The sequence below is a fragment of the Cognatundibacterium oligocarboniphilum genome, from assembly GCF_013377855.1.
Lineage (GTDB): Bacteria > Pseudomonadota > Gammaproteobacteria > Burkholderiales > Burkholderiaceae_D > Undibacterium > Undibacterium oligocarboniphilum.
Window position 1 is genome coordinate 147,535 of record NZ_JABXYJ010000001.1, and the last position, 22,959, is coordinate 170,493.

24 protein-coding genes are annotated in these 22,959 nt (G+C 53.6%); 12 read left to right on the forward strand and 12 right to left on the reverse strand.

Translation table 11 applies throughout. From position 1 onward, the window contains the following. Positions 1 to 151: 151 nt before the first annotated feature. From HV832_RS00725 to HV832_RS00760, 8 genes are all read right to left on the reverse strand, one after another. Positions 152 to 1,021, reverse strand: coding sequence for an EAL domain-containing protein (locus tag HV832_RS00725; RefSeq protein ID WP_176801638.1), 870 nt, complete (start codon positions 1,019 to 1,021; stop codon positions 152 to 154). A 49-nt stretch (positions 1,022 to 1,070) separates the two neighbouring features. Beyond that, positions 1,071 to 1,286 carry a TOBE domain-containing protein gene (locus HV832_RS00730; protein ID WP_176801639.1) on the reverse strand — a complete coding sequence of 72 codons (216 nt, stop codon included), beginning with the start codon at positions 1,284 to 1,286 and terminating at the stop codon, positions 1,071 to 1,073. A gap of 179 nt (positions 1,287 to 1,465) precedes the next feature. Then, complete coding sequence (locus tag HV832_RS00735) at positions 1,466 to 2,440, reverse strand: ATP-binding cassette domain-containing protein (RefSeq protein ID WP_223827306.1); 975 nt, start codon at positions 2,438 to 2,440, stop codon at positions 1,466 to 1,468. Beyond that, on the reverse strand, positions 2,437 to 3,333 hold the full coding sequence (gene ssuC, locus HV832_RS00740) for an aliphatic sulfonate ABC transporter permease SsuC (protein ID WP_176801640.1): 897 nt from the start codon (positions 3,331 to 3,333) through the stop codon (positions 2,437 to 2,439). Before ssuC ends, HV832_RS00735 begins: the two co-directional genes overlap by 4 nt. Positions 3,334 to 3,342: 9 nt before the next feature. After that, positions 3,343 to 4,488, reverse strand: a complete 1,146-nt coding sequence (gene ssuD, locus HV832_RS00745; protein ID WP_176802062.1) for an FMNH2-dependent alkanesulfonate monooxygenase — start codon at positions 4,486 to 4,488, stop codon at positions 3,343 to 3,345. A gap of 19 nt (positions 4,489 to 4,507) precedes the next feature. Further along, positions 4,508 to 5,563 carry a sulfonate ABC transporter substrate-binding protein gene (locus HV832_RS00750; protein WP_176801641.1) on the reverse strand — a complete coding sequence of 352 codons (1,056 nt, stop codon included), beginning with the start codon at positions 5,561 to 5,563 and terminating at the stop codon, positions 4,508 to 4,510. A gap of 173 nt (positions 5,564 to 5,736) precedes the next feature. Next, the gene (gene ssuE, locus HV832_RS00755; protein ID WP_176801642.1) at positions 5,737 to 6,321 is read right to left on the reverse strand and encodes an NADPH-dependent FMN reductase; all 585 of its coding nucleotides are present in this window, start codon (positions 6,319 to 6,321) and stop codon (positions 5,737 to 5,739) included. Between the two features lie 31 nt (positions 6,322 to 6,352). Next, on the reverse strand, positions 6,353 to 7,360 hold the full coding sequence (locus tag HV832_RS00760) for a sulfate ABC transporter substrate-binding protein (RefSeq protein WP_176801643.1): 1,008 nt from the start codon (positions 7,358 to 7,360) through the stop codon (positions 6,353 to 6,355). A gap of 209 nt (positions 7,361 to 7,569) precedes the next feature. On the opposite strand from HV832_RS00760, the gene HV832_RS00765 reads away from it, so the two are divergent. Beyond that, positions 7,570 to 8,118, forward strand: a complete 549-nt coding sequence (locus HV832_RS00765) for a glutathione peroxidase (RefSeq protein WP_176802063.1) — start codon at positions 7,570 to 7,572, stop codon at positions 8,116 to 8,118. Between the two features lie 97 nt (positions 8,119 to 8,215). Here the strand turns inward: HV832_RS00765 and HV832_RS00770 are convergent, their stop codons facing one another. Both HV832_RS00770 and HV832_RS00775 read right to left on the reverse strand, forming a co-directional pair. Next, positions 8,216 to 8,839 (reverse strand): TetR/AcrR family transcriptional regulator, encoded by a 624-nt coding sequence (locus HV832_RS00770; RefSeq protein WP_176801644.1) that lies wholly within the window; start codon positions 8,837 to 8,839, stop codon positions 8,216 to 8,218. 72 nt (positions 8,840 to 8,911) lie between these two features. Then, positions 8,912 to 9,106, reverse strand: coding sequence for a hypothetical protein (locus HV832_RS00775; RefSeq protein ID WP_176801645.1), 195 nt, complete (start codon positions 9,104 to 9,106; stop codon positions 8,912 to 8,914). Between HV832_RS00775 and HV832_RS00780 the strand changes: the two genes are divergently transcribed. Genes HV832_RS00780 through HV832_RS00810 form a run of 7 tightly spaced genes read left to right on the forward strand, consistent with a single transcriptional unit; the run spans position 9,105 to position 14,833 of the window. Continuing rightward, positions 9,105 to 10,394 (forward strand): NAD(P)/FAD-dependent oxidoreductase, encoded by a 1,290-nt coding sequence (locus HV832_RS00780; RefSeq protein WP_176801646.1) that lies wholly within the window; start codon positions 9,105 to 9,107, stop codon positions 10,392 to 10,394. The genes HV832_RS00775 and HV832_RS00780 overlap by 2 nt on opposite strands. A 10-nt stretch (positions 10,395 to 10,404) precedes the next feature. Continuing rightward, positions 10,405 to 11,244: a DUF1365 domain-containing protein gene (locus tag HV832_RS00785; protein WP_176801647.1), complete on the forward strand. Its 840-nt coding sequence runs from the start codon at positions 10,405 to 10,407 to the stop codon at positions 11,242 to 11,244. Beyond that, the gene (locus tag HV832_RS00790) at positions 11,241 to 12,485 is read left to right on the forward strand and encodes an SAM-dependent methyltransferase (RefSeq protein WP_176801648.1); all 1,245 of its coding nucleotides are present in this window, start codon (positions 11,241 to 11,243) and stop codon (positions 12,483 to 12,485) included. Before HV832_RS00785 ends, HV832_RS00790 begins: the two co-directional genes overlap by 4 nt. Then, on the forward strand, positions 12,482 to 13,063 hold the full coding sequence (locus HV832_RS00795; protein ID WP_176801649.1) for a chalcone isomerase family protein: 582 nt from the start codon (positions 12,482 to 12,484) through the stop codon (positions 13,061 to 13,063). Before HV832_RS00790 ends, HV832_RS00795 begins: the two co-directional genes overlap by 4 nt. Next, entirely contained in the window at positions 13,060 to 13,620 is a 561-nt protein-coding gene (locus HV832_RS00800; protein ID WP_176801650.1) for a DUF3833 domain-containing protein, read from the forward strand. The genes HV832_RS00795 and HV832_RS00800 overlap by 4 nt, the downstream gene beginning before the upstream one ends. A 1-nt stretch (position 13,621) precedes the next feature. Further along, a complete protein-coding gene (locus HV832_RS00805) occupies positions 13,622 to 14,389 on the forward strand; it encodes an SDR family NAD(P)-dependent oxidoreductase (protein ID WP_176801651.1) in 768 nt (255 codons plus the stop codon). 3 nt (positions 14,390 to 14,392) lie between these two features. Next, positions 14,393 to 14,833 carry a nuclear transport factor 2 family protein gene (locus HV832_RS00810; protein WP_176801652.1) on the forward strand — a complete coding sequence of 147 codons (441 nt, stop codon included), beginning with the start codon at positions 14,393 to 14,395 and terminating at the stop codon, positions 14,831 to 14,833. Positions 14,834 to 14,875: 42 nt separating this feature from the next. Here HV832_RS00810 and HV832_RS00815 read toward each other — a convergent pair whose 3' ends face one another. Further along, the gene (locus HV832_RS00815) at positions 14,876 to 15,310 is read right to left on the reverse strand and encodes a nuclear transport factor 2 family protein (protein WP_176801653.1); all 435 of its coding nucleotides are present in this window, start codon (positions 15,308 to 15,310) and stop codon (positions 14,876 to 14,878) included. Between the two features lie 40 nt (positions 15,311 to 15,350). Further along, complete coding sequence (locus tag HV832_RS00820) at positions 15,351 to 17,366, reverse strand: NADPH-dependent 2,4-dienoyl-CoA reductase (RefSeq protein ID WP_176801654.1); 2,016 nt, start codon at positions 17,364 to 17,366, stop codon at positions 15,351 to 15,353. Between the two features lie 214 nt (positions 17,367 to 17,580). On the opposite strand from HV832_RS00820, the gene HV832_RS00825 reads away from it, so the two are divergent. The 4 genes from HV832_RS00825 to HV832_RS00840 all read left to right on the forward strand — a co-directional run bounded on the left by HV832_RS00825 (position 17,581) and on the right by HV832_RS00840 (position 22,939). Further along, entirely contained in the window at positions 17,581 to 18,126 is a 546-nt protein-coding gene (locus tag HV832_RS00825) for a PadR family transcriptional regulator (RefSeq protein WP_176801655.1), read from the forward strand. Positions 18,127 to 18,273: 147 nt separating this feature from the next. Next, positions 18,274 to 18,822: an ECF-type sigma factor gene (locus HV832_RS00830; protein WP_176801656.1), complete on the forward strand. Its 549-nt coding sequence runs from the start codon at positions 18,274 to 18,276 to the stop codon at positions 18,820 to 18,822. A gap of 91 nt (positions 18,823 to 18,913) precedes the next feature. Beyond that, positions 18,914 to 21,874, forward strand: coding sequence for a serine/threonine protein kinase (locus tag HV832_RS00835; RefSeq protein ID WP_176801657.1), 2,961 nt, complete (start codon positions 18,914 to 18,916; stop codon positions 21,872 to 21,874). 162 nt (positions 21,875 to 22,036) lie between these two features. Then, positions 22,037 to 22,939, forward strand: a complete 903-nt coding sequence (locus HV832_RS00840; RefSeq protein ID WP_176801658.1) for a hypothetical protein — start codon at positions 22,037 to 22,039, stop codon at positions 22,937 to 22,939. Positions 22,940 to 22,959: the final 20 nt, after the last annotated feature.

Here is a 22,959-nt window from a genome sequence, read left to right on the forward strand (position 1 = left end):
TGATTCAACTAAAGATGACAAATATTGGCAGGATTTTGATATAAGAAAAACGAATTTTTTGTTATGTTCTTAGACGATAAACACATATAGTAAGGTCGCCGCTGTCGGTCAGCGTGGCGACTGCGACGACTGCAGCAACCGAAAATGCGGATCAGCCCGGCAGTTCAGCCGCGGTCGCCGCAATCGTCGAGGTTGTATGGGATGCGGCGGTTGGCAGCTCCGTCGCTTGTCCGACCAGCGTTGCACTCGGCAAGTCAAACAAAAATCCCTGCACCAGATACGGGCTCGCTGTGTCGTTTGCCTGTTGCAGCGACAGAAAGCGCGCTTCGTTTTCTATGCGCCGGAAAATGATGTGGCACTGCGCCTGATCGGCACGTTGCAACAGACTGATTTGCGCAGACGCATGATTGGCGGCGCTGATATCGAGCTTGATCGCATCAGGCCGGATACGGTCGAGCAAATCACCGGCTTGTTCCAGGCTGCTGGCATTGACGCCGATGCGAAAACCATTACGACGATAATTTTCAGCGACATGCGTCAGTACCCAGCGCTGACTTGGCGTGATCAGCGGCAGTTGCAGAATAATCTGTACATGCGGTATTTCCAGCACATCGAGTATCCGCCGGAAAGCCATGCCGTGATTGCCTTCGACCGCAGCCAGCAAACGGCTGTGCACGCTCAGATACAAATCCAGTCCCGGCTCTTGCACCTGCCGATAAAAATTGAGCGTGTGCAGCAAACGGCACAGGCGATCCAGTTCCACCGATTCATCATCATTTGCGACATATTCGAGCAGCTTCCAGATATTCAGCCCCTGATCACCCGGATCATAACTGCGGGCGTAGGCTTCATACGCAACAACCTGATGATCCTCGCCCGAACGTATCGCCTGAAACGCGCTGGTCAGGCTGGCGTTGAAATAGCGCCCGCGCGCACGTCCCTGCTCGTCCAGCCACAAATGGCTGTTGGCCGTGGAGTGACGCAGGCGGCTCAGATAATTGTGTAAATTCAGATGATGCATATTTCCTCCTTTCAGCCGCGACGCAGTGTAATGCGCCGGACGCCGTCAGTTACAGTTTCGCGATCGAGACTTCGGTCGCTTTCACCAGCGCCACCACCTCACTACCGACCACCAGATTCAAATCACGGATAGAGCGCGTCGTGATCACCGACGTCACGATGCCGGCCGGGGTTTGAACATCGACTTCGGAGACGACATCGCCTTCGATAATCGCTTTGATTTTGCCACGGAACTGGTTACGTACATTAATCGCCTGAATCGTCATTTTTCTTCCTTTGTGATACGAGAAATATCCCCAAAAAACAAATACTCCCCCGCTTTTTTAATAAAACACCGCTGGTGTCCTTAAATTCATTGGGCTCCCAAACATACTCCCCCAGAGTATTTTGATACTAATTTGATGTTGATTTGATGCCCGTTTGCCGCTTTCAGCGCGGCTGAGACTTAAATCGCCCAAGTCACCTGCCCGACGCTACGCATCAGCGACACATCACCGAACGCCGCATCCGGCTGCTGCGCCGGATGCTGTAACACCCGCGCCAGTATCTGTTCTTCCAGCGCGGCAAAGACCGGGTTGCCACGCGCCCGTGGTCGCGGCAGATCCACTATCTGATCCAGCGTGATCTGACCGTCTTCAATCAGAATCACCCGGTCAGCCAGCGCAATCGCTTCCTGCACATCATGCGTGACCAGCAAAGCAGTGAAACCGCGCTGTTGCCAGAGTTGTTCAATCAGACGTTGCATCTCGATGCGCGTCAAGGCATCCAGTGCGCCCAGCGGCTCATCCAGCAGCAGCAAGGTCGGCTCGTGTACCAATGCTCTGGCCAGCGCAACGCGCTGACGCTGACCACCGGACAATACCGATGGCCAGTCACCGGCGCGTTCGGCCAGCGCGACCTTACTCAGCGCTGCCAGCGCATCATTGCGACGATCGCTTAAACCAAGTCCGACGTTATCAAGCACAGATTTCCACGGTAGCAAGCGTGAATCCTGAAACATCACGCGGGTTTCCGGACGCGCATTTTTCTGCCCGTTCTGCGCAAAATTCAGGCTGCCGCTGTCGGCTTTTTCCAGACCGGCAATCAGGCGCAACAAGGTGCTTTTACCGCAGCCGCTGCGACCGATCACCGCCACAAATTCTCCAGCTTGAACATCGAGCTGCAATGACTTCAGGACACCCCGACCGTTATATGATTTTTGTAAATGCCGGGCATGAATAGCCGTACCAGCCTGCGGCCTTCGGTGCGGCAAATGCGCAGTATTCCGTTCTTGCCCGCCATCCACGCTGCTGATACCAGTGTCCGATGCCAGCGCTGCCGCATATTCACTGACCTGACTAATACCATCGTCCAGCTCTTGTCTCAGCGCAGCGATACGTGCCACCACCGGCGAGGGTGTATATAAAATGTCCGTCATCATGCAAGCTTTCTCTGATAACCCGGATGCCAGCGCAGCCAGTAATGTTCCAGTGCGCGTGACAAGATGTCAGCGATTTTCCCCAGCAAGGCGTACAGCAAGATGCCTACCAGCACGACATCGGTCTGCAGAAATTCACGCGCATTCATGGTCATGTAACCGATACCCGCCTGTGCTGAAATGGTTTCAGCGACGATCAGCAGGACCCACACCAGCCCAAGCGCAAAACGCACGCCGACCAGTATCGATGGCAAAGCGCCGGGGAATATTACGTCGCGGTATAAAGCCCAGCCCGACAAGCCATAGCTGCGCGCCATTTCTATCAGGCCATGATCGACAGCACGTATACCGTGAAACGTATTCAGGTACACCGGAAAAAACACGCCGACCGACACCAGAAACAGTTTCGCCGTTTCATCGATACCAAACCATAAAATCACCAGCGGTATCAGCGCCAGCGCCGGGATATTGCGTATCATCTGCAGGCTGGTATCAAGCAGGGTTTCCGCGCTACGGAAAGTGCCGGTCAGCAGACCGAGCAACAAGCCCAGACCACCGCCAATCACAAAACCCGATCCTGCACGCCACAAGCTGGTTTTCGCGTGAATAAAAATTTCACCGGAGATACTCAGATTCCAGAACGCTTTGGCGACTGCCAGCGGCTCAGGCAAAATCCGGTTGGATAACCAGCCCTGTTGCGCCGATACCTGCCAGATCACCAGCAATAACAGCGGCAACACCCACGGTGCGAACGCCTGCAAAAAGCGCACGATATGATAACGCCACGGTGTGGCTGGACGCGCCGGTTCGCGACCCGGGAAGGTCTGCGACAAGTCGCCTGCCAGCGTAGCGAACTCATTGAACTCATTGATCTCCGTAATAAGCGACGACGCCATACTGTGCTCCTAGCTTTGCGAAACCTGCGGTACGATGGAATTGGCAATCACCTCGCCAAACGGTCCCGTGAGCGAACTCGTCACACGCGGCAAGGCTTTTCCTATCAGCGGGAAAACCAGTTCAGCAAATCGATACGATTCTTCCAGATGCGGATAGCCGGAAAAAATAAAGGTCTCGATGCCGAGCGCCGCATATTCTTTAATGCGCGCCGCTACGGTTTCCGGATCACCGACCAACGCTGTTCCGGCACCGCCGCGCACAAGTCCGACGCCCGCCCACAGATTTGGCGAGACTTCGAGTTTGTCGCGCTTGCCGCCATGCAGCGCCGTCATCCTTTGCTGACCGACTGAATCCATCTTCGCAAACGCTTTCTGCGCCCGCGCAATCACCTCATCATCCACATAACGGATCAGATCATTCGCCGCGGCCCACGCTTCTTCATTGGTTTCGCGCACAATCACATGCAGGCGGATACCAAAGCGCAAAGTGCGGCCATGCTTGGCGGCGCGTGCGCGCATGTCGGCGATTTTTTCAGCGACAGCCGCAGGCGGTTCGCCCCAGGTCAGATAAACGTCAATCTGTTCTGCTGCAAGCTCGTGCGCGGGTGCAGACGAGCCGCCAAAATACAAAGGCGGATGCGGCTTTTGCACCGGTGGATACAAGGTCTTTGCGCCTTTCACGGTCAGGTGTTTTCCGCTGAAATCAAAACCGGCATCACCACCTTCACCGGCCAGCGATGCGCGCCAGATGCGTAGAAATTCTTCTGTGATTTCATAGCGTTTTTCATGATCAGCAAACACACCGTCGGCTTCGAGTTCACTCTGATCGCCACCGGTAACGATATTGACCAGTAAGCGCCCGCTCGACAAACGATCAAAGGTGGACGCCATACGCACTGCCAGACCCGGGCTGCTCAGTCCCGGGCGAACTGCGACCAGAAATTTCAGTTTTTTGGTCGCACTGATCAGGCTGGATGCAACAACCCAGGCATCTTCGCAAGAGCGGCCTGTCGGCAGTAATACGCCGTCGTAACCCTGCGTGTCAGCCGCCACCGCAATTTGCCGCAGATAGTCGTAATTGATGTCGCGTGCACCGTGGCTGGTGCCGAGATAACGCGTATCGCCGTGGGTAGGAATAAACCAGAAAATATTCAAGCTCATCGAATATCTCCCCTTATTTCACAGCAGCTGTTTTAGCGCCGGATGGCAGCCAGACCGCATCGCGCACATGGATGCGTTTCGGAATCAGCTTCAGATCAGCAAAGGTATCTGCAATACTTTGCTGCTCATGAATCACAGCTTCAGACAAAGGTTTCACGCCGTAAGAAAAACGGCCGACCGACAATTCAACGATCGATGGTTCCAGCCCGATCTGCACAGAAAGAATCGCGGCATTTTCTCTGATGTTCTTGGCGCTCCAGTCGCCGGTCTTGGCAATCTCTTCCAGAATCAGGCTGATGATAGCGGGATGTTTTTGTGCATATAAACGTGAAGCGAGATAGAACTGATGGTTGCTTACAGCACCTTTGCCATCGGCCAGCACGCGAGCGCCAAGTTGTTTTTCAGCGGCCGCCAGAAATGGGTCCCAGATCGCCCAGGCATCGACGCTGCCGCGCTCAAACGCAGCACGCGCATCGGCCGGAGCAAGAAACACAACTTCCACATCCTTGTAGGCAAGCCCGGCTTTTTCCAGCAACTTCACCAGCAGATAATGCACGTTAGAGCCTTTGTTGAGCACAATTTTCTTGCCCTTCAGATCTGCGACCGATTTGAGTGCAGACCCTTTTGGCACAACAATCGCTTCACCCGCAGGAGCCGCAGGTTCATTACCGACATACAGCAGATCGGCACCGGCCGCCTGCGCGAAAATCGGTGGTGCTTCGCCAGTCGTGCCGAAATCGATACTGCCGACATTCAGGCCCTCCAGCAATTGCGGCCCCGCGGGAAACTCTATCCATTTCACGTCCACGCCCAGCGGTGCCAGGCGTTTTTCGAGGCTGGCATTCCCTTTCAGCACAGTCAGCGTGCCGTACTTCTGGTAACCGATGCGCAACACACTTTTCGCGGCGCTGTTCTGCGCATGGGCGATGTTCTGACCGCCAGCGACAACGCATGCCACCAATGTCAGTAAGCCTGTCAGCAGACGACGGCGCAACTCACTGTTTTTTTTCACCTGTTCAGCGTAACGCGTCTGGCGGCGATGTAAATTGGTGTTCGGATGTTCATTCATTTCATTTCCTTGACTGAGAAGGCAAGACTTACCCCTGCCGGAAATCTGGCATTGCGGTAACGCTTACGGGATTGCGGATAAATATCCGGTGTTACAGCGGTTCAGAAAACCACGACTTATAGACCTGTCATTACCGGAACTGACATGGAGTTCAGGTGCCAGTCAGGCACAATTCAGGCACGACAGCACAACAGTTCCGCGACCGCCGGTTTCGATGCGTATATATGCCGTAAAGACAACAGACTCTCGGCCAGCAGCTCCACGCCAGCACCAACCCGCTGCGCTATTGCGGCATCCAACTGCAAACCTTGCTGTTCGTGCCACTGAACCTGCGCATCGGTTGCATAAACACCCGGCAGTACATGACGTGCCGACAACGATGTCAGTACAGGGCGCAGTGCATAATCGAGCGCCAGCATATGCGACTGACTGCCTGCAGTAGCGAGTGGTAATACGATTTTTCCATCCAGACCGTCTTGCGGCAGTATGTCTAAAAATGCTTTTAACAAGCCGCTATAAGCTGCTTTGTAAATCGGCGTGGCAATCACCAGTGCATCGGCACGCTCAATCAGTAATCTGGCGACATTCAGTTCGGTATCGGAAAAATCCGCATTCATCAGCGCTTCGGCCGGCAAATCGCGCACATGCAGGCTGACGGTACGCTGGCCGAGCGCATTGAGTTTCTCACCGGCATACTGCAGCAAACGAGTGGAGCGCGACGGCAAAGACGGGCTACCTGAAAGCAAGAGAATAGTCATAGTGATTCCTTCAATGCGCTGTTGAATATTATTATTTTTTATTCGGCTGATAAATCTGATCAAATACACCGCCATCGGCAAAATGGGTTTTCTGGGCGTCAGTCCAGCCGCCGAAGGTGTCATCAATATTGAATAGCTTGATTTGCGAGAATTGCGCTGCGTATTTTTTCGCTGCCTTTTCGCTGATAGGACGATAGAAATTTTTACCGATGATATCCTGCGCCTCGTCGGTGTAGAGATAATTCAGATACGCCTCTGCCACTTTGCGTGTGCCACGTTTATCCACCACTTTATCGACTACGGACAATGGCGGTTCAGCCAGAATGCTGACGGATGGCGTGATGATTTCAAATTTATCCGCACCGAATTCTTTGAGTCCCAGATAGGCTTCGTTTTCCCACGACAACAGTACGTCGCCGATACCGCGCTCGGTAAATGTCACCGTTGAACCGCGCGCACCGGAATCGAGTACCGGCACATTTTTAAACAGTTTGTGCACATATTCTTTTGCCGACGCATCGCTGCCGCCCGGCAATTTCAATGCGTAGCCATAGGCTGCCAGATACGACCAGCGCGCACCACCGGAAGTTTTCGGATTGGCAGTAATCACAGACACACCGGGTTTGATCAGATCTGCCCAGTCTTTAATCCCTTTAGGATTGCCTTTGCGCACCAGAAAAACAATCGTGGAGGTATATGGCGAAGCATTGTGTGTCAGACGTTTTTGCCAGGCTTTTGAAAGTAAGCCGGCATTCGCAATCGCATCAATGTCATACGCCAGCGCCAGCGTGACCACATCAGCATCCAGGCCATCAATCACTGAGCGTGCCTGTTTGCCGGAACCACCATGCGACTGCTTAATCGTGACCTTGTCGCCGGTTTTTGCCTGCCATTGCTTTGCAAACGCACGATTCACATCCTGATACAGTTCACGCGTCGGATCATAAGAAACATTGAGCAGCGTGATATCCGCAGCTTGTACAACAGCATGAAATACACCGGTCAGCACTGCAAAGAGCAGGATTTTTTTTGCTTTCATCTGGAATTCTCAGAGTCTTGTTTTATGAGGATTACAGATTAAGTCGATCCTTTATATTTGAAAACTAATAAATTTTACGATCAATATTCATTTTTCATATAAAGGAGACTACGGATCGCCTGCTCTGCAGTTTTTCTGCAGCTGGGATACTATGTATTCCTTTCTTGAAGGAGCCTGCCATGCTGCTACGTTCTGTCTTTATTTCTGCCATGTTTGCTGCCGTTTCTGTATTGTGCAGCGTGCCTGCTTTTGCAGAGTCACCGGAAGCCTGCCCCGCAATCCTGAATCACCAGTTCAACCGTCTGCAGGATGATGCGCCGCAAAATCTCTGCCAGTACAAAGGCAAAGTCGCGCTGGTGGTGAATACCGCAAGCTACTGCGGTTTTACCAGTCAGTACGAAGGTCTGGAAAAAATGTATGCCAAATACAGCAGCAAGGGGCTGGTCGTGCTCGGCTTTCCATCGAATGATTTCGGACAGCAGGAGCCAGGCAGCAGCAAGGAAATTGCCGATTTCTGCTTCAATACTTACGGTGTGAAATTTCCGATGTTTGCCAAATCTTCAGTGTCAGGCAAAGACATCAATCCGCTGCATGCGGAACTGGTGAAAGCCACCGGCACCACGCCGAAATGGAATTTCTACAAATACCTGATCGACCGTAAAGGCAACGTGGTTGCTGCGTATTCCAGCCTCACCACACCGGATAGTAAAAAGCTGGTGGCCGACGTCGAAAAAGCGCTGGCGGAAAAGGCTGAATAAGGACGGAATCAATGCGTCCACTACCTGAAAGTAGCTGGAAACCCTGATCTGAATTGGGTTTCCAGCCTGTGACCATTCCGGCATCTGCATGAAAAATTTATGCCGGGATGGGATTTGGTGCCGATAAAAAACCGCCCATGGTCGCATGCACCATCGCATCGACAATCTGCTCATGACTGAGTCGCTGATCTCTCAATAAAAATTCCATGGTGGGATCACAGGCTCGTGAATACAGCGTGTAGACCACCACATCATCCGGCACCGATGCCGTCAGCGCCCCCTGCTCACGTGCTTTTGCCACCAGCGCATAAAACCGTTTATTGACACGCAAGGCCACCATCACATAGTCCAGGTTCAGCATCAGACTGCGCTGCAAAGTCCGGCTGGTCGACGGCAGATGCGGCACGCCGCCTTGCAAGCGCAAGCGTAACGACCAGATCAGGATATGCCGGATCTGGTCAATCGCGGGCATGTCTTGCGACAGCGTGTCCAGCTCTTCCTCGGTCGCCTTCAGCAAACGCGTCAATGCAGCGGCGGCCAGCTTGTCCTTGGACGAAAAATGCTTGTACAGGCTGCCTTTTGCAATACCGACAGCATCCGCCACATCATCCATGGTCATCAGGTCATAGCCTTTCTCGGACAGAAGGTGATTGACGGCATCGATGATCGCTTCTTCACGGGCATCAAACTGTTGCTTCTTGAAGGGGATTTTAAATTTCATGATCTTTTTCTGTACAAAATCAGACTTTGTAGTATATTTCATGACTGATAAGTCACAAAATATATTTATTGGTCATTTTTTTTGTGAGGACGGCAATGTACGGGAAGCAATCGCCAGTGAATCCAAATGCTGTCCGCCCGCGTATACACCAGAGACATCGCGGCAGTTCAGCATATTTAGGGGCATATCATGCTGTACCCATAATCCTGCGGCGCTGTGAAAACTGTTTCTGGCATCCACACTTAACCCTGATGAATCAACAATCATGAAAATTGCGGTGATCGGTTCCGGCATCTCCGGTCTCTCCTGTGCTTACGAACTGTCGCGCGCCCGGCACGAAGTCACGCTGTTTGAGGCTGGCAGTTATTTCGGCGGACATACGCATACGGTGGATGTCACGCTGGAAGGACAAACTTACGGTGTCGATACCGGTTTTCTGGTGTTCAATCACAAAACCTATCCGAACCTGGTCAGGCTGTTTCAGGATCTGCAGATTGACACCGTTGCGACAGACATGTCGTTTTCCGTCAAAATGCCCGTCGCGGGGCGAACCCTGGAATGGGCTGGCGCCAATCTCGATACGGTCTTTACACAGCGGCGTAATCTGTTCAATCCGCGCTTTTTACGCATGTTGCGGGACATCCTGCGGTTCAATCAGCAAACCACCGCGCTGGCCCATGCGGAAACAGCGCAGGACTTTCACACCCCACTCGGTATTTTCCTGCAACAGCACCGCTACGGCGAAGAATTCATCCACTGGTATTTACTACCGATGGCCGCCTGCATCTGGTCTTGTCCGACGCAGACCATGCTGGCATTTCCCTTGTCGTCATTTGTGCGTTTCTGTCATAACCACGGTTTACTGCAAATCAACAACCGCCCGCAATGGCACACCGTCAAGGGCGGCGCAAAACACTATGTTGAAAAACTGCTGCCATACATTACCCACACTTTCTTAAACACTCCTGTCAGCGCCGTGCACAGCAACCCCACAGGGCGGGTCAGTGTCAGCTCCGCAAGAGGTACGGAAGAATTTGACCATGTCGTCATGGCCACGCACAGTGATCAAACGCTGAAGATGCTGAGCGATATCACCGCCTCGGAACGAGAAATTCTGACAGCCATCAACTACCAGCCTAACCGTGCAGTATTGCACACTGATTCCAGCTTCCTTCCCGATAAACCTAAGGCCTGGTCCGCATGGAATTACCAGAGCGCCGATGGCAAAGAGCCACGAGTCTGCGTACATTATCTGATCAATCAGTTGCAGCCCCTGCCATTTAAGACGCCCGTTATCGTCAGTCTGAATCCCATCGATGAACCGGCTACTGAAAAGATCATTGCCAGTTTTGACTATGCCCATCCTGTGTTTGACACCGCGGCAGTCAAAGCACAAACCATGTTGCATCAGATTCAGGGGAAGCGTCATATCTGGTTTGCCGGGGCATGGACTGGATATGGCTTCCATGAAGATGGTCTGAAATCCGGTCTGCAAGCCGCCCACGGCATCATCGCCAGCACGGCACTGACTGAGCCCGCTGTTCTTGCCGCATAAAGCCTGCAACATGAACCCGATCAATCGGCAACCTGCCACGGAATCGACAGCAAGCCCGACAGCGGCATCAATACAGTTATGTACTGGCGAGGTCATGCACCGCAGAATCCGGCCAGCCAAAAATACTTTCCGCTATGGAGTGTTTTTTATACGGATCCCCATACGCTCGCTGATGAACCGGCAACCGGTGGTATCCAGCCGCTTTTTTTCGCATAACCGTTTCAATCTGCTGTCATTTTTTGACAGCGACCATGGCGATGGCCAGCAGACTCTGACAGCCTGGCTAGACAGATTGTTGCGTAGCGAGGGGATCAATGATGCCTGCGGTGAAATCTGGCTTCAGTGTTTTCCCCGCGTATTGGGCTATGTGTTTAATCCTGTGTCTTTTTGGTTCTGCCACCGCAACGACGGCAGTCTGCGGGCTATCGTCTGCGAAGTGTGTAATACCTTCGGTGAGAAGCATCTTTATCTACTGGAACACGGTGATACGCTGGAAAACGGACAGGAATTATATGCCCGGAAAATTTTCCATGTTTCACCGTTCTGCCAGGTCAGCGGGACTTACCGCTTCCGCTTTCTGCAGCATCAGCAAACCATCAGCACCAGCACGCACAAACGCCACATCGCCAGAATTGATTACGCGGACGAGCAGGGCATCGTACTAATGACGTCGATCTCTGGTCTGGAACAGGACATGACAGATCAACGGATATGGCAAGTGATGTTCCGTTATCCGTTGATGACCATCGCCGTTGTCTTCCGCATACATTTTCAGGCATTACGCCTGTGGCTGAAACGTGTTCCTTTTTTTTCCAAGCCCACTCCACCTTCCCAAGAGGTTAGCCGATGAGCACTTTCCACCCTACGTTGTCCACCGATAGCAGTCAGGCCAGGCAACTCGATATCAGGCATTTTCCTGCCGAAGCACGCTTTGTCATCGGTCTGCTGCATAAGCTGGAACATGGCAGTCTGACGATACATTTCCCGGATGGACAGGTCGCGTGTTTTGGCAGGGCGGATGATGGCAATCGGCATGTGGCGCTGAACCTGAGGAACTGGCAGTTATGCCGTGCCACGCTCAAATCCGGGGACATCGGTTTTGCTGAAAGCTATATTGCCGGTCACTGGACGACAACGCATCTCGCGGGGCTGATTGAACTGATTACCCGCAACCGGCTTCAACTGGAATCGGTGATCTATGGAACATGGTGGGGCAATCTCCTGTACCGCATCAAACATCTGCTGAACCGTAATTCCAGATCTGGCAGTAAAAAAAATATCCATGCTCACTACGATATCGGCAACGATTTTTACCGCCTGTGGCTGGATCCCTCAATGACATATTCCAGCGCACTTTTTTGCTCAGATCAGGTCGAAAACCTGCATGAGGCACAGTTAATGAAATATCGCCGGATTCTACAGCAACTCAATTTGCCAGCGGAAGCAAAAGTGCTGGAAATCGGATGTGGCTGGGGTGGTTTTGCAGAGATGGCCACACGCGATGCACAGGCGCATGTGACGGGATTGACGTTGTCATCCGAACAGCTGCATTTCGCGCGTGACCGGCTGCAGCGTGCGGGGCTGCAGACGCGCAGCAATTTTCAGATTCAGGATTATCGCGATGCGCATGGCGATTATGATGCGATCGCCTCGATAGAAATGTTCGAGGCTGTTGGTGAAGAATACTGGCCCGGCTACTTCGCCTGTCTGCAGCGCAATCTGAAGTCCGGCGGCCGCGCCTGCGTACAAAGCATCGTGATTGCAGATGCCTTGTTCGAACGTTACCGCAAAGGTACCGATTTTATCCAGCAATACATCTTCCCTGGCGGCATGCTTCCGTCAATAGAAAAATTCCATCAGCTTGCCGAAGCACATGGTCTGCAGGTTATCGATACTTTTACCTTCGGCCTGGATTACGCACGTACCTTGCTCGAATGGCGCAAAGCATTTATGGAAAAATTACCCGAAATCAGTGCTCAGGGATTTGACGAAGAATTTTTACGCACCTGGGAATTTTATCTCGCGTACTGCGAAGCCGGGTTCCGTGCCGCTAATATCGACGTGGCGCAATTCACACTGGTCAAAAAATGAAATCACGAGTCTCAGGCCCTATCCGGCGTATCGCATTAGCAGTTGCCGTGCTGCTCTGTCTGGATGGTGCATTCGCCGGCAATGCACCGTCACCGGTAAGGGAAGAAATTCCGCAAGCCGTGCTGCGGGGCTCGGGCACCTATCGCTGGTTTGGTATGGTGATTTATGGCGCCGTTCTGTGGACCCTGCCGGATAGTGGAAGTGATTTCAACCACCCTTTTGCACTCGAACTCACGTATGCACGTGACCTGCAAGGCAGAAAAATTGCCGAAGCGAGCATAGAGGAAATCCGCAAACTGAAACTGGGAACAGCGGCAAAACAGGAGCGATGGCTGACGCAAATGAAAGCGATTTTTCCGGATGTCAAGGAAGGCAGCCGGATTACCGGCGTTCATATCCCGGGTGAAGCAATACGCTTTTATCTGAACGACAAATTTCTCGGCGAAATACGGGATCCGGAGTTTGCGCGCTCTTTCTTTTCCATCTGGCTGGATGAAAACACATCGGCACCGGATCTGCGCAACAAGCTGATTGGCAAAACATCCTTCCTGACTTCTTCTCTGCGGACGGTATCATGAAACTACTGCCTGTTTTCAAAAAGACGATGATGCTGATCATCTGTCTGCTAATGGCTTCCTGCGCCAGTACGGATGACCCGGCGTTATATGCTCATGAAATGCCTCGGCTCGATTTACAGCGCTACTTCAACGGCACGCTGGACGCCTGGGGTATGTTTCAGGACCGTTCCGGCAAAATCGTCAAGCGCTTCACCGTTGTCATTCAGTGTCAATGGAACGGCGATGTCGGTACACTGGATGAAAATTTTACCTATGCCGATGGCAGTAAACAAAAGCGCATCTGGACATTGACCAAAGTGGCGCCGGACCATTTTACCGGCAAGGCCGGCGACGTTATCGGTGAGGCGCAGGGTATCGTCTCGGGCAATACCCTGCACTGGAAATACGTACTCGCCTTACCGGTTGACGATAGCGTGTATCACGTTGATTTTGATGACGTCATGGTACTGATGAACGGTAAAGTGATGCTGAACCGGGCGATCATGCGCAAATTTGGCGTTGAACTTGGCAGCGTGACCCTGTCGTTCGCCAGACGCAGCGAGCAGGCGGGTGAATAGCATGAATCCGCAAATTCGCGACTGGCATGGAAAGCGCATCTGGATTATCGGCGCATCGACAGGCATCGGTGCTGAAGTTGCACGACAATTACTGGAGCAAGGAGCGCTCGTCGCATTGTCCGCCCGCAATCAACAGCAACTGTCTCAGATCGCACAATCCTACCCACATGCACTCACGCTGCCGCTGGACATCACCGATCACCCCAGTGTGCAAGCCGCACACGACCAGCTATTACAACACTGGGGACAGTTTGACCTGGTTCTGGTGGTTGCCGGAACCTATAATGCGATGCGTGCCACCAGTTTTAATCTGGCCGATGCCAATCATGTGCTGGATGTCAACGTACGCGGTGTGTATCAATGTCTGGCTGTGATTCTGCCAACTTTGCTGAGGCAAGGTGCGGGCGGGATTGGGATCGTCGGCTCGGTTGCCGGTTTTTCTGGCTTGCCAGAGGCACTGGCATACGGCCCGAGTAAAGCCGCTGTCGTCAATCTGTGCGAATCACTGTACTTAGATCTTCGTCCGCGAAATATTGCGGTGTATATGATTAATCCCGGTTTTGTCGCCACGCCGATGACAGCAAATAATGATTTCAGGATGCCCGCTCTGATGACGGCAGCGGCTGCCGCACAGGTATTGATCAAGGGTATGGAGCAGGGACAGTTTCATATCCACTTCCCTAAACGGTTTACCAATTGGCTGCGACTGGCACGCCTTCTGCCGTATCGCAGTTATTTTTACCTGGTACATAAAATCACAGGACTATAAAGCATGAGCACACTGAATCATCAGGCCAGTCTGGATAAACTGACCAGTTTTTTTGAATCCGTCAGCCTTGCCAGCGTGGAAAAAATTCATCATGTTTATACCGAGGATGCGTATTTCAAAGACCCGTTCAATGAAGTGCACGGCATTCACCATATCCGGCGTATTTTCGAGCATATGTTTGTGCAGGTCGGACAACCGCGCTTCGTGATTACCTCAACCGTGCTGCAAGGTGATACGGCGTTTCTGTGCTGGGACTTCCTGTTCACTATGAAACGCTTTCATTCGGATGAACAATGCATACGCGGCGCAACCCATATCCGTTTTGCGACGGATGGACGGGTCATGATGCATAGGGATTACTGGGATGCCGCCGAGGAGCTGTATGAAAAATTACCGCTGCTCGGCAGTCTGATGCGCTTCCTGAAACGGACTGCAAACAAGTAGAACACATTTCATCAACAGGGATGAAATGTGTTCTGATCCGGGTCAGGCCGGGCCGGGAGTTTTATAAGCTGGCAAATACTGCGCCAGCCGCGTACCCATTTCCTGTCCCAGCGCCTGCAAGCCGCTCATCGGTCTGACCATGACTTCAAATTCGACGATTTTTCCTGTCTCATCAAAACGGATCATATCGATGCCCTTGAGTTGCTTGTCGCCAACCCGGGCGCTGAACTCCAGCACAACATTGAGTCCGTCATCACTGGCAAATTCACGATGGTAGGTGAAATCTTCAAATACATTGATCACCGTTGACAGAATCAACACGACTGCCTGCGAACTGGCATACGGCTGATGCGCCATCGGCGAACGGAATACTGCAGCAGGATGCACTAGTCCCGGCAATTCCGTCAGATCACGGCTGGCGATCATGTTGTGCCAGTGTCCGAGCGAAGCAGCCACCTGTGGATGCAGTGTCTTCATATGATGATTCCTTTTTACGGTAAGTGCCAGAACCGCCCCATCAGATGATGGCAGCCAGACGGGTTCCCTGATTAATCGCGCGTTTGGCATCCAGCTCTGCGGCCACATCGGCGCCGCCGATCAGGTGTACGGTTTTTCCTGCGGCTTCCAGCGCTGCCTGCAAATCACGACGCGGCTCCTGACCCGCGCACAAAATCACGTTATCTACTGGCAGCGTTTTTTGCTGACCATCTATCGTCACATGCAAACCGGCATCGTCAACTTTGTTGTACGTCACACCGGCAATCATCTGCACACCGCGGTTTTTCAGACCAGTACGATGAATCCAGCCGGTTGTTTTTCCCAGACCATCACCGACTTTGGAAGTCTTGCGCTGTAACAGGAAAATTTCACGTGCTGGCGTTTCTACCTTCGCTTCCGTCAAGCCACCAACACCCTGATACTGCGTATCTACGCCCCACTCGGCAAAGAATTTTTCCGGATCCAGACTTGGGCTGGTACCGCTGTGGCTCAGGTATTCGGCCACGTCAAAACCGATACCGCCAGCGCCGATGATGGCGACAGTTTTACCCACTGGTTTTTTATCACGTAGCACATCGAGATAGTTCAACACCTTCGGATGACTGACGCCTTCGATCTCCGGCACACGCGGAGTGATACCGGTTGCCAACACCACTTCGTCGAAGTCTTGCAGATCGGCCGCGCTGACCTTGCTGTTGAGTTTCAGCGTCACGCCGCTTAATGGCAACTGGCGGTCAAAATAACGCAGCGTTTCATAAAATTCTTCTTTACCCGGCACTTGTTTGGCGATGTTGAACTGGCCGCCGATTTCAGCTGCTGCATCAAACAGGGTCACGGCATGACCACGCTGGGCGGCGGTGGTGGCGAAGCTCAGGCCTGCAGGCCCCGCACCGACAACGGCAATCCGCTTGGATTGAATGAGCGGAGCATTGACCAACTCGGTTTCGTGGCAGGCACGCGGATTCACCAGGCAGGACGTGATCTTGCCGCCGAAAGTATGATCGAGACAAGCCTGATTACAGCCGATGCAGGTATTGATCAGCTCTGCCTTACCCTGTTCTGCCTTGCGCATAAACAGCGGATCGGCCAGCAAAGGACGCGCCATCGACACCATGTCGCAAAAATTATCGGCCAACAATTGTTCCGCCACTTCCGGCGTGTTGATCCGGTTGGTCGCCACCAGCGGGATGTTCACATGGCCTTTGAGTTTTTGCGTGACCCAGGCAAATGCAGCACGCGGCACCTTGGTTGCAATGGTCGGAATGCGCGCTTCATGCCAGCCGATGCCGGTATTGATGATGGTCGCACCCGCAGCTTCAATCGCTTTGGCGAGCTGGATCACCTCGTCCAGGGTCGAGCCGCCTTCCACCAGATCGAGCATCGACAGACGATAGATGATGATGAAATTGGTGCCGACTTTTTCGCGGATGCGGCGCACGATCTCGACCGGGAAACGGATCCGGTTTTCATACACGCCGCCCCATTCGTCGTCACGCTGATTGGTGCGCGCAGCGATGAACTCATTGATCAGATAGCCTTCCGAGCCCATGACTTCCACGCCGTCATAACCCGCAGACTGCGCCAGAGCGGCACAGCGCACGAAGTCGTCAATCGTCTGGCCGACTTCTTCTGTCGTCAGCGCATGTGGTTTGAACGGATTGATCGGCGCTTTGATCGCACTTGGTGCCACCAGCGTTGGTTGATAGGAGTAACGTCCAAAATGCAGAATCTGCATCGCGATCTTGCCGCCTTCACGATGGACGGCATCCGTCACGATACGATGATGCGCTGCTTCTTCCTCGGTCGTCAGCATCGCGCCACCATGCATAGGGCGCGCACGCTCATTCGGCGCAATCCCACCCGTCACGATCAGCGCCACGCCACCGCGTGCACGTTCCGCATAGAAAGCCGCCATCCGCTCAAAACCGTGATCGACCTCTTCCAGACCGACGTGCATCGAGCCCATCAGTAAACGGTTTGGCAAGGTGGTGAAGCCGAGATCAAGCGGCTGAGTCAGATGAGGATAAAAAGACATCGCAATTTCCTTTTTTGAGAATCGGGACAAATCAAGGGAAGGTATGCACACAACGGCGCAGACCCGTTTTTATCAACAGCTCAGCTGACTGAATGATGGAATGCGACAGCTGAATTATGCAACTAAGTGCATATCAGGATAATGAAATGCCTTTATTTATGCAACCAGTTGCATATAAAATTGAGACATATTTTTCTGAACATCTCTTCTAGTTATGTCTTTACAACATGCCCTGCTGACTTCCATCGTTGAAAAACCCTGCTCCGGTTACGATCTGGCGCGGCGTTTTGATAAATCTATCGGTTATTTCTGGCATGCCACGCATCAGCAGATCTATCGTGAACTGGCGCGCATGGAACAACAGGGCTGGGTCAGCTCCAGCGAAGTGGAAGGTGGCCGTGCGGGGAAAAAACGTTTTGATATTTTACCTGCAGGGCGGGCGGAACTACAGCGCTGGGCAGCTGAGAGCGCCGCACCAATGCGCCTGCGCGACGACATGCTGGTGCGCCTGCGCGCCGATGCCGCCGTCGGACCATTGGGTCTGACCAGAGAACTGGAACGCCGCCTGGCACTGCACGAACAAGAACTGCAAACCTACCGCGCCATCGAACAGCGCGATTTCAACCATCGACCATTGTCGCGGGAAGCGGAAATTCATTACCTGATTCTGAAAGCAGGAATCAGCTTTGAAGAAGGCCGTGTGCAATGGACCAGAGAAGCGCTGGCGATACTGCAGAAAAATTCCCCTGCCACCGCATGATGCTTCTTATTGCAGCATATACCCTGGAATGTTGTTTTCCGATGTGTCAGAAATGGACACCATACAGTGACTGATCTGTTTTTCAGCATCCCCCTCCCTGCTCCATTAAAATACCTGCTTTTCCGGACTTATTGATAACCCCCTCCTATGGATGATTTTTCCTCCTTGTGTATGCAGGCACGCGCAGGTGATGCACATGCGGCAGAGCAGCTGATGCAGAGGATTTATCCTGAATTACGCCAGATGGCACGCTCACGCCTGCGTCACAGCGGGCATCTGACCCTGCTCGACACCACCGCATTGATCAATGAAATGTGGTTGCGCCTGAATGCCGTCACGCACATGCAGGCTGCTGATAAACATTATTTCCTCGGTTATGCGGCGCGCGCCATGCGTTCTATCGTGATCGACTATGCACGCCGTCGCAAAGCGGAACGCCACGGCGGCGATGCCGAACATGTGGAACTCGAATCACAGCTGGATCTGTCAAATCCGGATGAGTCTGAACTGTTGCGGGTGCACGATGCGCTGAACGAACTGGAGCAGCTCGATCCGCGTCTGGCGCAAGTGGTGGAACTGCGTTACTTTGCAGGACTGAGCGAAGAACAGACTGCCGATTTTCTCGGCGTCGCCAGACGCACGGTACAACGCGACTGGCTCAAGGCGCGGGCATTGCTGTTTGCTGCCTTGCGCTGAACTGCAGAAAACGATGGCATGGCGCTTTCACTCCGGATTTTTCGTTCTGCATTGAATTCCCATTGAATTTTCCTCATAACGGAGATACGCTGTGCAATTTTCCAGTGACGACTGGCAAACCATTTCCTATTTGCTCGATGAAGCCATCGAGCTGTCACCGGCACAACAGCAGGCCTGGCTATCAGAACTGGCTCTCACCCGGCCAACGCTGCATCCCCGGCTGTCGGAACTGCTGGCAGCACATGTCAGCGCTGATGCACACAATTTTCTGCTGACCACACCCAAGATCACGATTGATGACAGTCAACACAACCCGAACCGGCCTGCATACCTCACAGGCATGTGTGTCGGGCCGTGGGAACTGCGCAGGGAGTTAGGTAAAGGCGGTATGGCCAGCGTCTGGCTGGCAGTCCGGAAAAATGGCGAATTCAATCGTGAAATCGCATTAAAACTGCCTTATCCGGACACGCTCAATGGCACCATCGTATCGCGCTTTATACGTGAACGAGACATCCTGTCACAACTGACCCATCCCTACATTGCACGGCTGTATGACGCCGGCATCAGCAGCGAACAACAGGCCTGGCTGGCACTGGAGTATGTCAAAGGTCAGCACATCATCGACTGGTGTCAACACAGACAACTTGGCCTGCGGGCAAGATTGCAACTGATGATACAAGTCTGCTCGGCGGTGCAATATGCCCATTCGCATCTGGTCGTGCACCGTGATTTAAAGCCCAGTAATATTCTGGTCACCGAAGAAGGCGATGTGCGCCTGCTCGATTTCGGAATTGCTCAGATTCTGCAGGGCGATCACCGTCATAGCCTCCACCACGATACAGCCAGTATGGAAGGCGGCACGCATCCCGTCACCTGGCGCTATGCCTCACCTGAACAAATCCGTGGCGAGCCGCTGGGCATTACCAGCGATGTCTATTCACTCGGGGTCGTTCTGTATGAATTACTGACCGCCACTGCACCGTATCAACCTGTTGACCGTTCGCGGGCAGCACTGGAACGGGCCATTCTGAATGAGCCGGTCGCGGCTCCGTCATCACGGCTCACGGACAAAAAACAGCATCAGGTACTGCGTGGCGATCTGGATGCCATCATACAAAAAGCGCTCAAAAAAACTCCGCCAGAGCGCTATGCCACCGTCGATGCCTTTGCCGATGACCTGAAACGCTATCTGAGCGGCGACCCGGTTCGCGCAAGACCAGGCAGTCTGTGGTACCGCAGCAGCCGCCTGCTGCGCAAGCACCGCTGGATCACTGCCGGTAGTCTGCTGTTCACCCTGTCGCTGTTCATCGCCACCGCCGTGTCGCTGCATCAGGCGCGTATCGCGCAGACTGAAACCATCAAAGCCAAAGCAATGTACCAGTTTGTCGTCAGCCTGTTCAATCCGGACCAGAAACCGGATCTCGATCTGGCGCGACGCCAGATGACCCTGAAAGAGCTGGTCAGTCACGGCGTCGATCAGCTCATGAATGAACTGTATGAGCATCCCGACGAACGCGCCAGACTGCTGCACGACCTGGGGCAGTTGTCGGTACAACTCGGACTGCAGGAAGAAGCCGCGCGCATCTATACCGTCAGTCTGCAGCAGGCAGAGCAAAATTACGGCTCCGGCAGTAACGAATATGCGTCGGTGCTGCTGGATGCCGTCGAATGGCTGAGCGGCAATAACCGCAGCCGCGAAGCCTGTCAGTATGCTGATCAGGCACTGGCTATTTATCAGCGCAATCAGGCAGCAGCTGAAAAACTGGCAGTCGCTTACCGCAAGGCCGGCCATTGCGGCGTCAATCTGCATCCCGCCGGCTTTCCGCGGGATATTCATTATCTGGAAATGGCGGTGCAGCTGGCACGTTCTGTCGCAGATCAGGCCGAACTCTCCACCGCACTGGAAAATCTGGGACTGGCTTATCTGAACTCAGACCGGCCCGATGCCGCTTTGCAGACTTTCAGCGAATCTCTGACGTTGCGGCAGCGCCTGTACGGTCCGCATGCCTGGCAAACGGCAGAATCACAACAAAGCGTGGCGATCAGCCTGGACAGCCTGGGAAGAACCGGAGAGTCTGAAGCAGCACGACTGCAAGCGCTGCAAAGCATGCAGGATATCTGGGGTAAAAATCACTACTTTGTGTCGGAAAGTAAAGCCTATCTGGCAGATATGCTGGTCGATGCTGCACGCCGCCCCGAAGGTCTGGCTTACGCACGTTCCGCTTATGACATCATGCTGCTGCCGGACTGGCGCCATCAGAAACTCGATTATCTGGAAAATGCCAGCGCCAGTTATCTGAAAATCCTGATCCGCAGCGGCAGCCTGGCTGAAGCGCACAAGGTCTGCGATCAGTTTCCCTGGAAAACGCCGGTCAGTTATCCGATCCTGCGCAATATCCTGCTGAATCATTGCGGTACCGCATACCTGCATTTTGGCGATATCGACACCGCACGCCGCTTTGCAGATGACAATCTCCGGCTCTGGCAGCAACACTGGCCAAACCAGCCCAGCCGCGCCAGCGGCATTTATCTGCTGAAGGCTGAAATTGCCCGCGCCGGGCAACATTATGCGGAAGCTATCCGGGAATACCAGCAGGCACTGTACAGCGCAGGACAAAAAAATCACTATGCCCAGACCGAAGCCTGGCTTGGGCTGGCACGGCTCGCCGGAGCAGACCAGACACTGCTGCCAGTAGAACAGATGCAAAACGAACTAAAAGCCTTTCTGCTACCCGGTCAGCGTGAATACTGGGCCGGCTTTGAAGCCAACATGCGCGAAGCACTGGGCAATGTGTATCTGGCGCGCGGTGAAATGCAGACTGCGCGAACCGAGCTGGAAACCGCACTCGCCATCCGGGAAAAAGCCGACGATACACGCTATGGCCTGTGGTATGCGCTGACGTTGGACAGCCTCGCCCGCAGTCTGGAACCTGATGATCCGCAGCGGGCCAGGCAGCTGAGACAACGGGCCGCCGGTATCTGCCGCCAGTATCCCTCTTGCCAATGGGAGGCGATGTCTCGCCCTGCCAACCATCGCATCAAGCGCCCCTGAATACTCTGCCACGACCTGTTTTTCCTGAACCGTCAAAAAAATAATTTTACCGGTGGCGCTTTCCCGCCTCCGATTTCGTTTGAACCGGGGAAGCACTCCAGTGCTTACTGCCACAACCTGGCTGGCGGTGAAATTTCTCAATTTTACGGATAAGGATTCAGTATGAAAAAACATCTTCTGGCGATCAGCCTGATCGCTGCACTCAGCGCTTGCGGTGGTGGTGGCTCAACGACAGGCAGCACAGGAAATTCAGGGAATACGGGCACCGGCGGCACGGGTGGAACCGGCGGAACAGGCAGCACCGGAAGCAGCTCATCCGGCATGACAGAAGCGCTGAAAGTCTTTGCAGAGAGCTGGATCAACGTACAAACCGTGTTGAATCTGCATGATCTGGTCGTCATCGCGGGTAACAGCGGTAACTGTCCAAAGGGCGGCAGCGTCAGTTTTACCGGCGCCACCACCACCGCCAATAACTGCGTGCGCCGCTTTCCGGCAGATAACGCTTATCTGGGCAGCTTCAGCGGCGCGCCGGTACAAACCGGAAGCATCAAAACCCTGAATTTTCAGAGTTCCGGCAATCTGAGCGTGAATGTCGGCAATAACCCTGCAGTGACCGAATACGTGATGAGCAACACCAGTTTCAACAGTACCGACAGCGATGGCGGCAGCAGCGAAACCACCCAGATCGGCAACGGCAGCGCCACCTTCACCATGAGTGCCGCCACCAGTTACGGCACGACCAGTATCGGTAGCACAGTCATCAATACCGGCAGCAGCCTGACCAGCAATGCCGGATTTTTCTACAGCAAAAACAAGGCAACGGCGAACCGCGTCGTCACCACCCAGAATCTGGTCTTCACCAGCGACAGCAGCGGCATGACGAACCGTCCGGCCAGCGGCACTTACAACGTCGCCGTCGGCGGCACCACCGCCTGTGTGAATGTAGGTGTGCAGATGCTGGCAAATAACCAGGTGCAGATCAGTTGCAGTGCGACGAATGAGTCGCGCACGGCGAACTGGAGTGATGCCGATGTGAAGGCTGCGCTGAGCGCCGCCAGCAATTAACGCGGGGAACAGGGCGGCGC

Bases quoted from the DNA above. Each gene is read 5' to 3' on its own strand.
- HV832_RS00725 (WP_176801638.1), bottom strand. From the start codon at position 1,021: ATGCATCATCTGAATTTACACAATTATCTGAGCCGCCTGCGTCACTCC.
- HV832_RS00730 (WP_176801639.1), bottom strand. From the start codon at position 1,286: ATGACGATTCAGGCGATTAATGTACGTAACCAGTTCCGTGGCAAAATC.
- HV832_RS00735 (WP_223827306.1), bottom strand. From the start codon at position 2,440: ATGATGACGGACATTTTATATACACCCTCGCCGGTGGTGGCACGTATC.
- ssuC (WP_176801640.1), bottom strand. From the start codon at position 3,333: ATGGCGTCGTCGCTTATTACGGAGATCAATGAGTTCAATGAGTTCGCT.
- HV832_RS00750 (WP_176801641.1), bottom strand. From the start codon at position 5,563: ATGAATGAACATCCGAACACCAATTTACATCGCCGCCAGACGCGTTAC.
- ssuE (WP_176801642.1), bottom strand. From the start codon at position 6,321: ATGACTATTCTCTTGCTTTCAGGTAGCCCGTCTTTGCCGTCGCGCTCC.
- HV832_RS00760 (WP_176801643.1), bottom strand. From the start codon at position 7,360: ATGAAAGCAAAAAAAATCCTGCTCTTTGCAGTGCTGACCGGTGTATTT.
- HV832_RS00765 (WP_176802063.1), top strand. From the start codon at position 7,570: ATGTTTGCTGCCGTTTCTGTATTGTGCAGCGTGCCTGCTTTTGCAGAG.
- HV832_RS00770 (WP_176801644.1), bottom strand. From the start codon at position 8,839: ATGAAATTTAAAATCCCCTTCAAGAAGCAACAGTTTGATGCCCGTGAA.
- HV832_RS00780 (WP_176801646.1), top strand. From the start codon at position 9,105: ATGAAAATTGCGGTGATCGGTTCCGGCATCTCCGGTCTCTCCTGTGCT.
- HV832_RS00775 (WP_176801645.1), bottom strand. From the start codon at position 9,106: ATGATTGTTGATTCATCAGGGTTAAGTGTGGATGCCAGAAACAGTTTT.
- HV832_RS00785 (WP_176801647.1), top strand. From the start codon at position 10,405: ATGAACCCGATCAATCGGCAACCTGCCACGGAATCGACAGCAAGCCCG.
- HV832_RS00790 (WP_176801648.1), top strand. From the start codon at position 11,241: ATGAGCACTTTCCACCCTACGTTGTCCACCGATAGCAGTCAGGCCAGG.
- HV832_RS00795 (WP_176801649.1), top strand. From the start codon at position 12,482: ATGAAATCACGAGTCTCAGGCCCTATCCGGCGTATCGCATTAGCAGTT.
- HV832_RS00800 (WP_176801650.1), top strand. From the start codon at position 13,060: ATGAAACTACTGCCTGTTTTCAAAAAGACGATGATGCTGATCATCTGT.
- HV832_RS00805 (WP_176801651.1), top strand. From the start codon at position 13,622: ATGAATCCGCAAATTCGCGACTGGCATGGAAAGCGCATCTGGATTATC.
- HV832_RS00810 (WP_176801652.1), top strand. From the start codon at position 14,393: ATGAGCACACTGAATCATCAGGCCAGTCTGGATAAACTGACCAGTTTT.
- HV832_RS00815 (WP_176801653.1), bottom strand. From the start codon at position 15,310: ATGAAGACACTGCATCCACAGGTGGCTGCTTCGCTCGGACACTGGCAC.
- HV832_RS00820 (WP_176801654.1), bottom strand. From the start codon at position 17,366: ATGTCTTTTTATCCTCATCTGACTCAGCCGCTTGATCTCGGCTTCACC.
- HV832_RS00825 (WP_176801655.1), top strand. From the start codon at position 17,581: ATGTCTTTACAACATGCCCTGCTGACTTCCATCGTTGAAAAACCCTGC.
- HV832_RS00830 (WP_176801656.1), top strand. From the start codon at position 18,274: ATGGATGATTTTTCCTCCTTGTGTATGCAGGCACGCGCAGGTGATGCA.
- HV832_RS00840 (WP_176801658.1), top strand. From the start codon at position 22,037: ATGAAAAAACATCTTCTGGCGATCAGCCTGATCGCTGCACTCAGCGCT.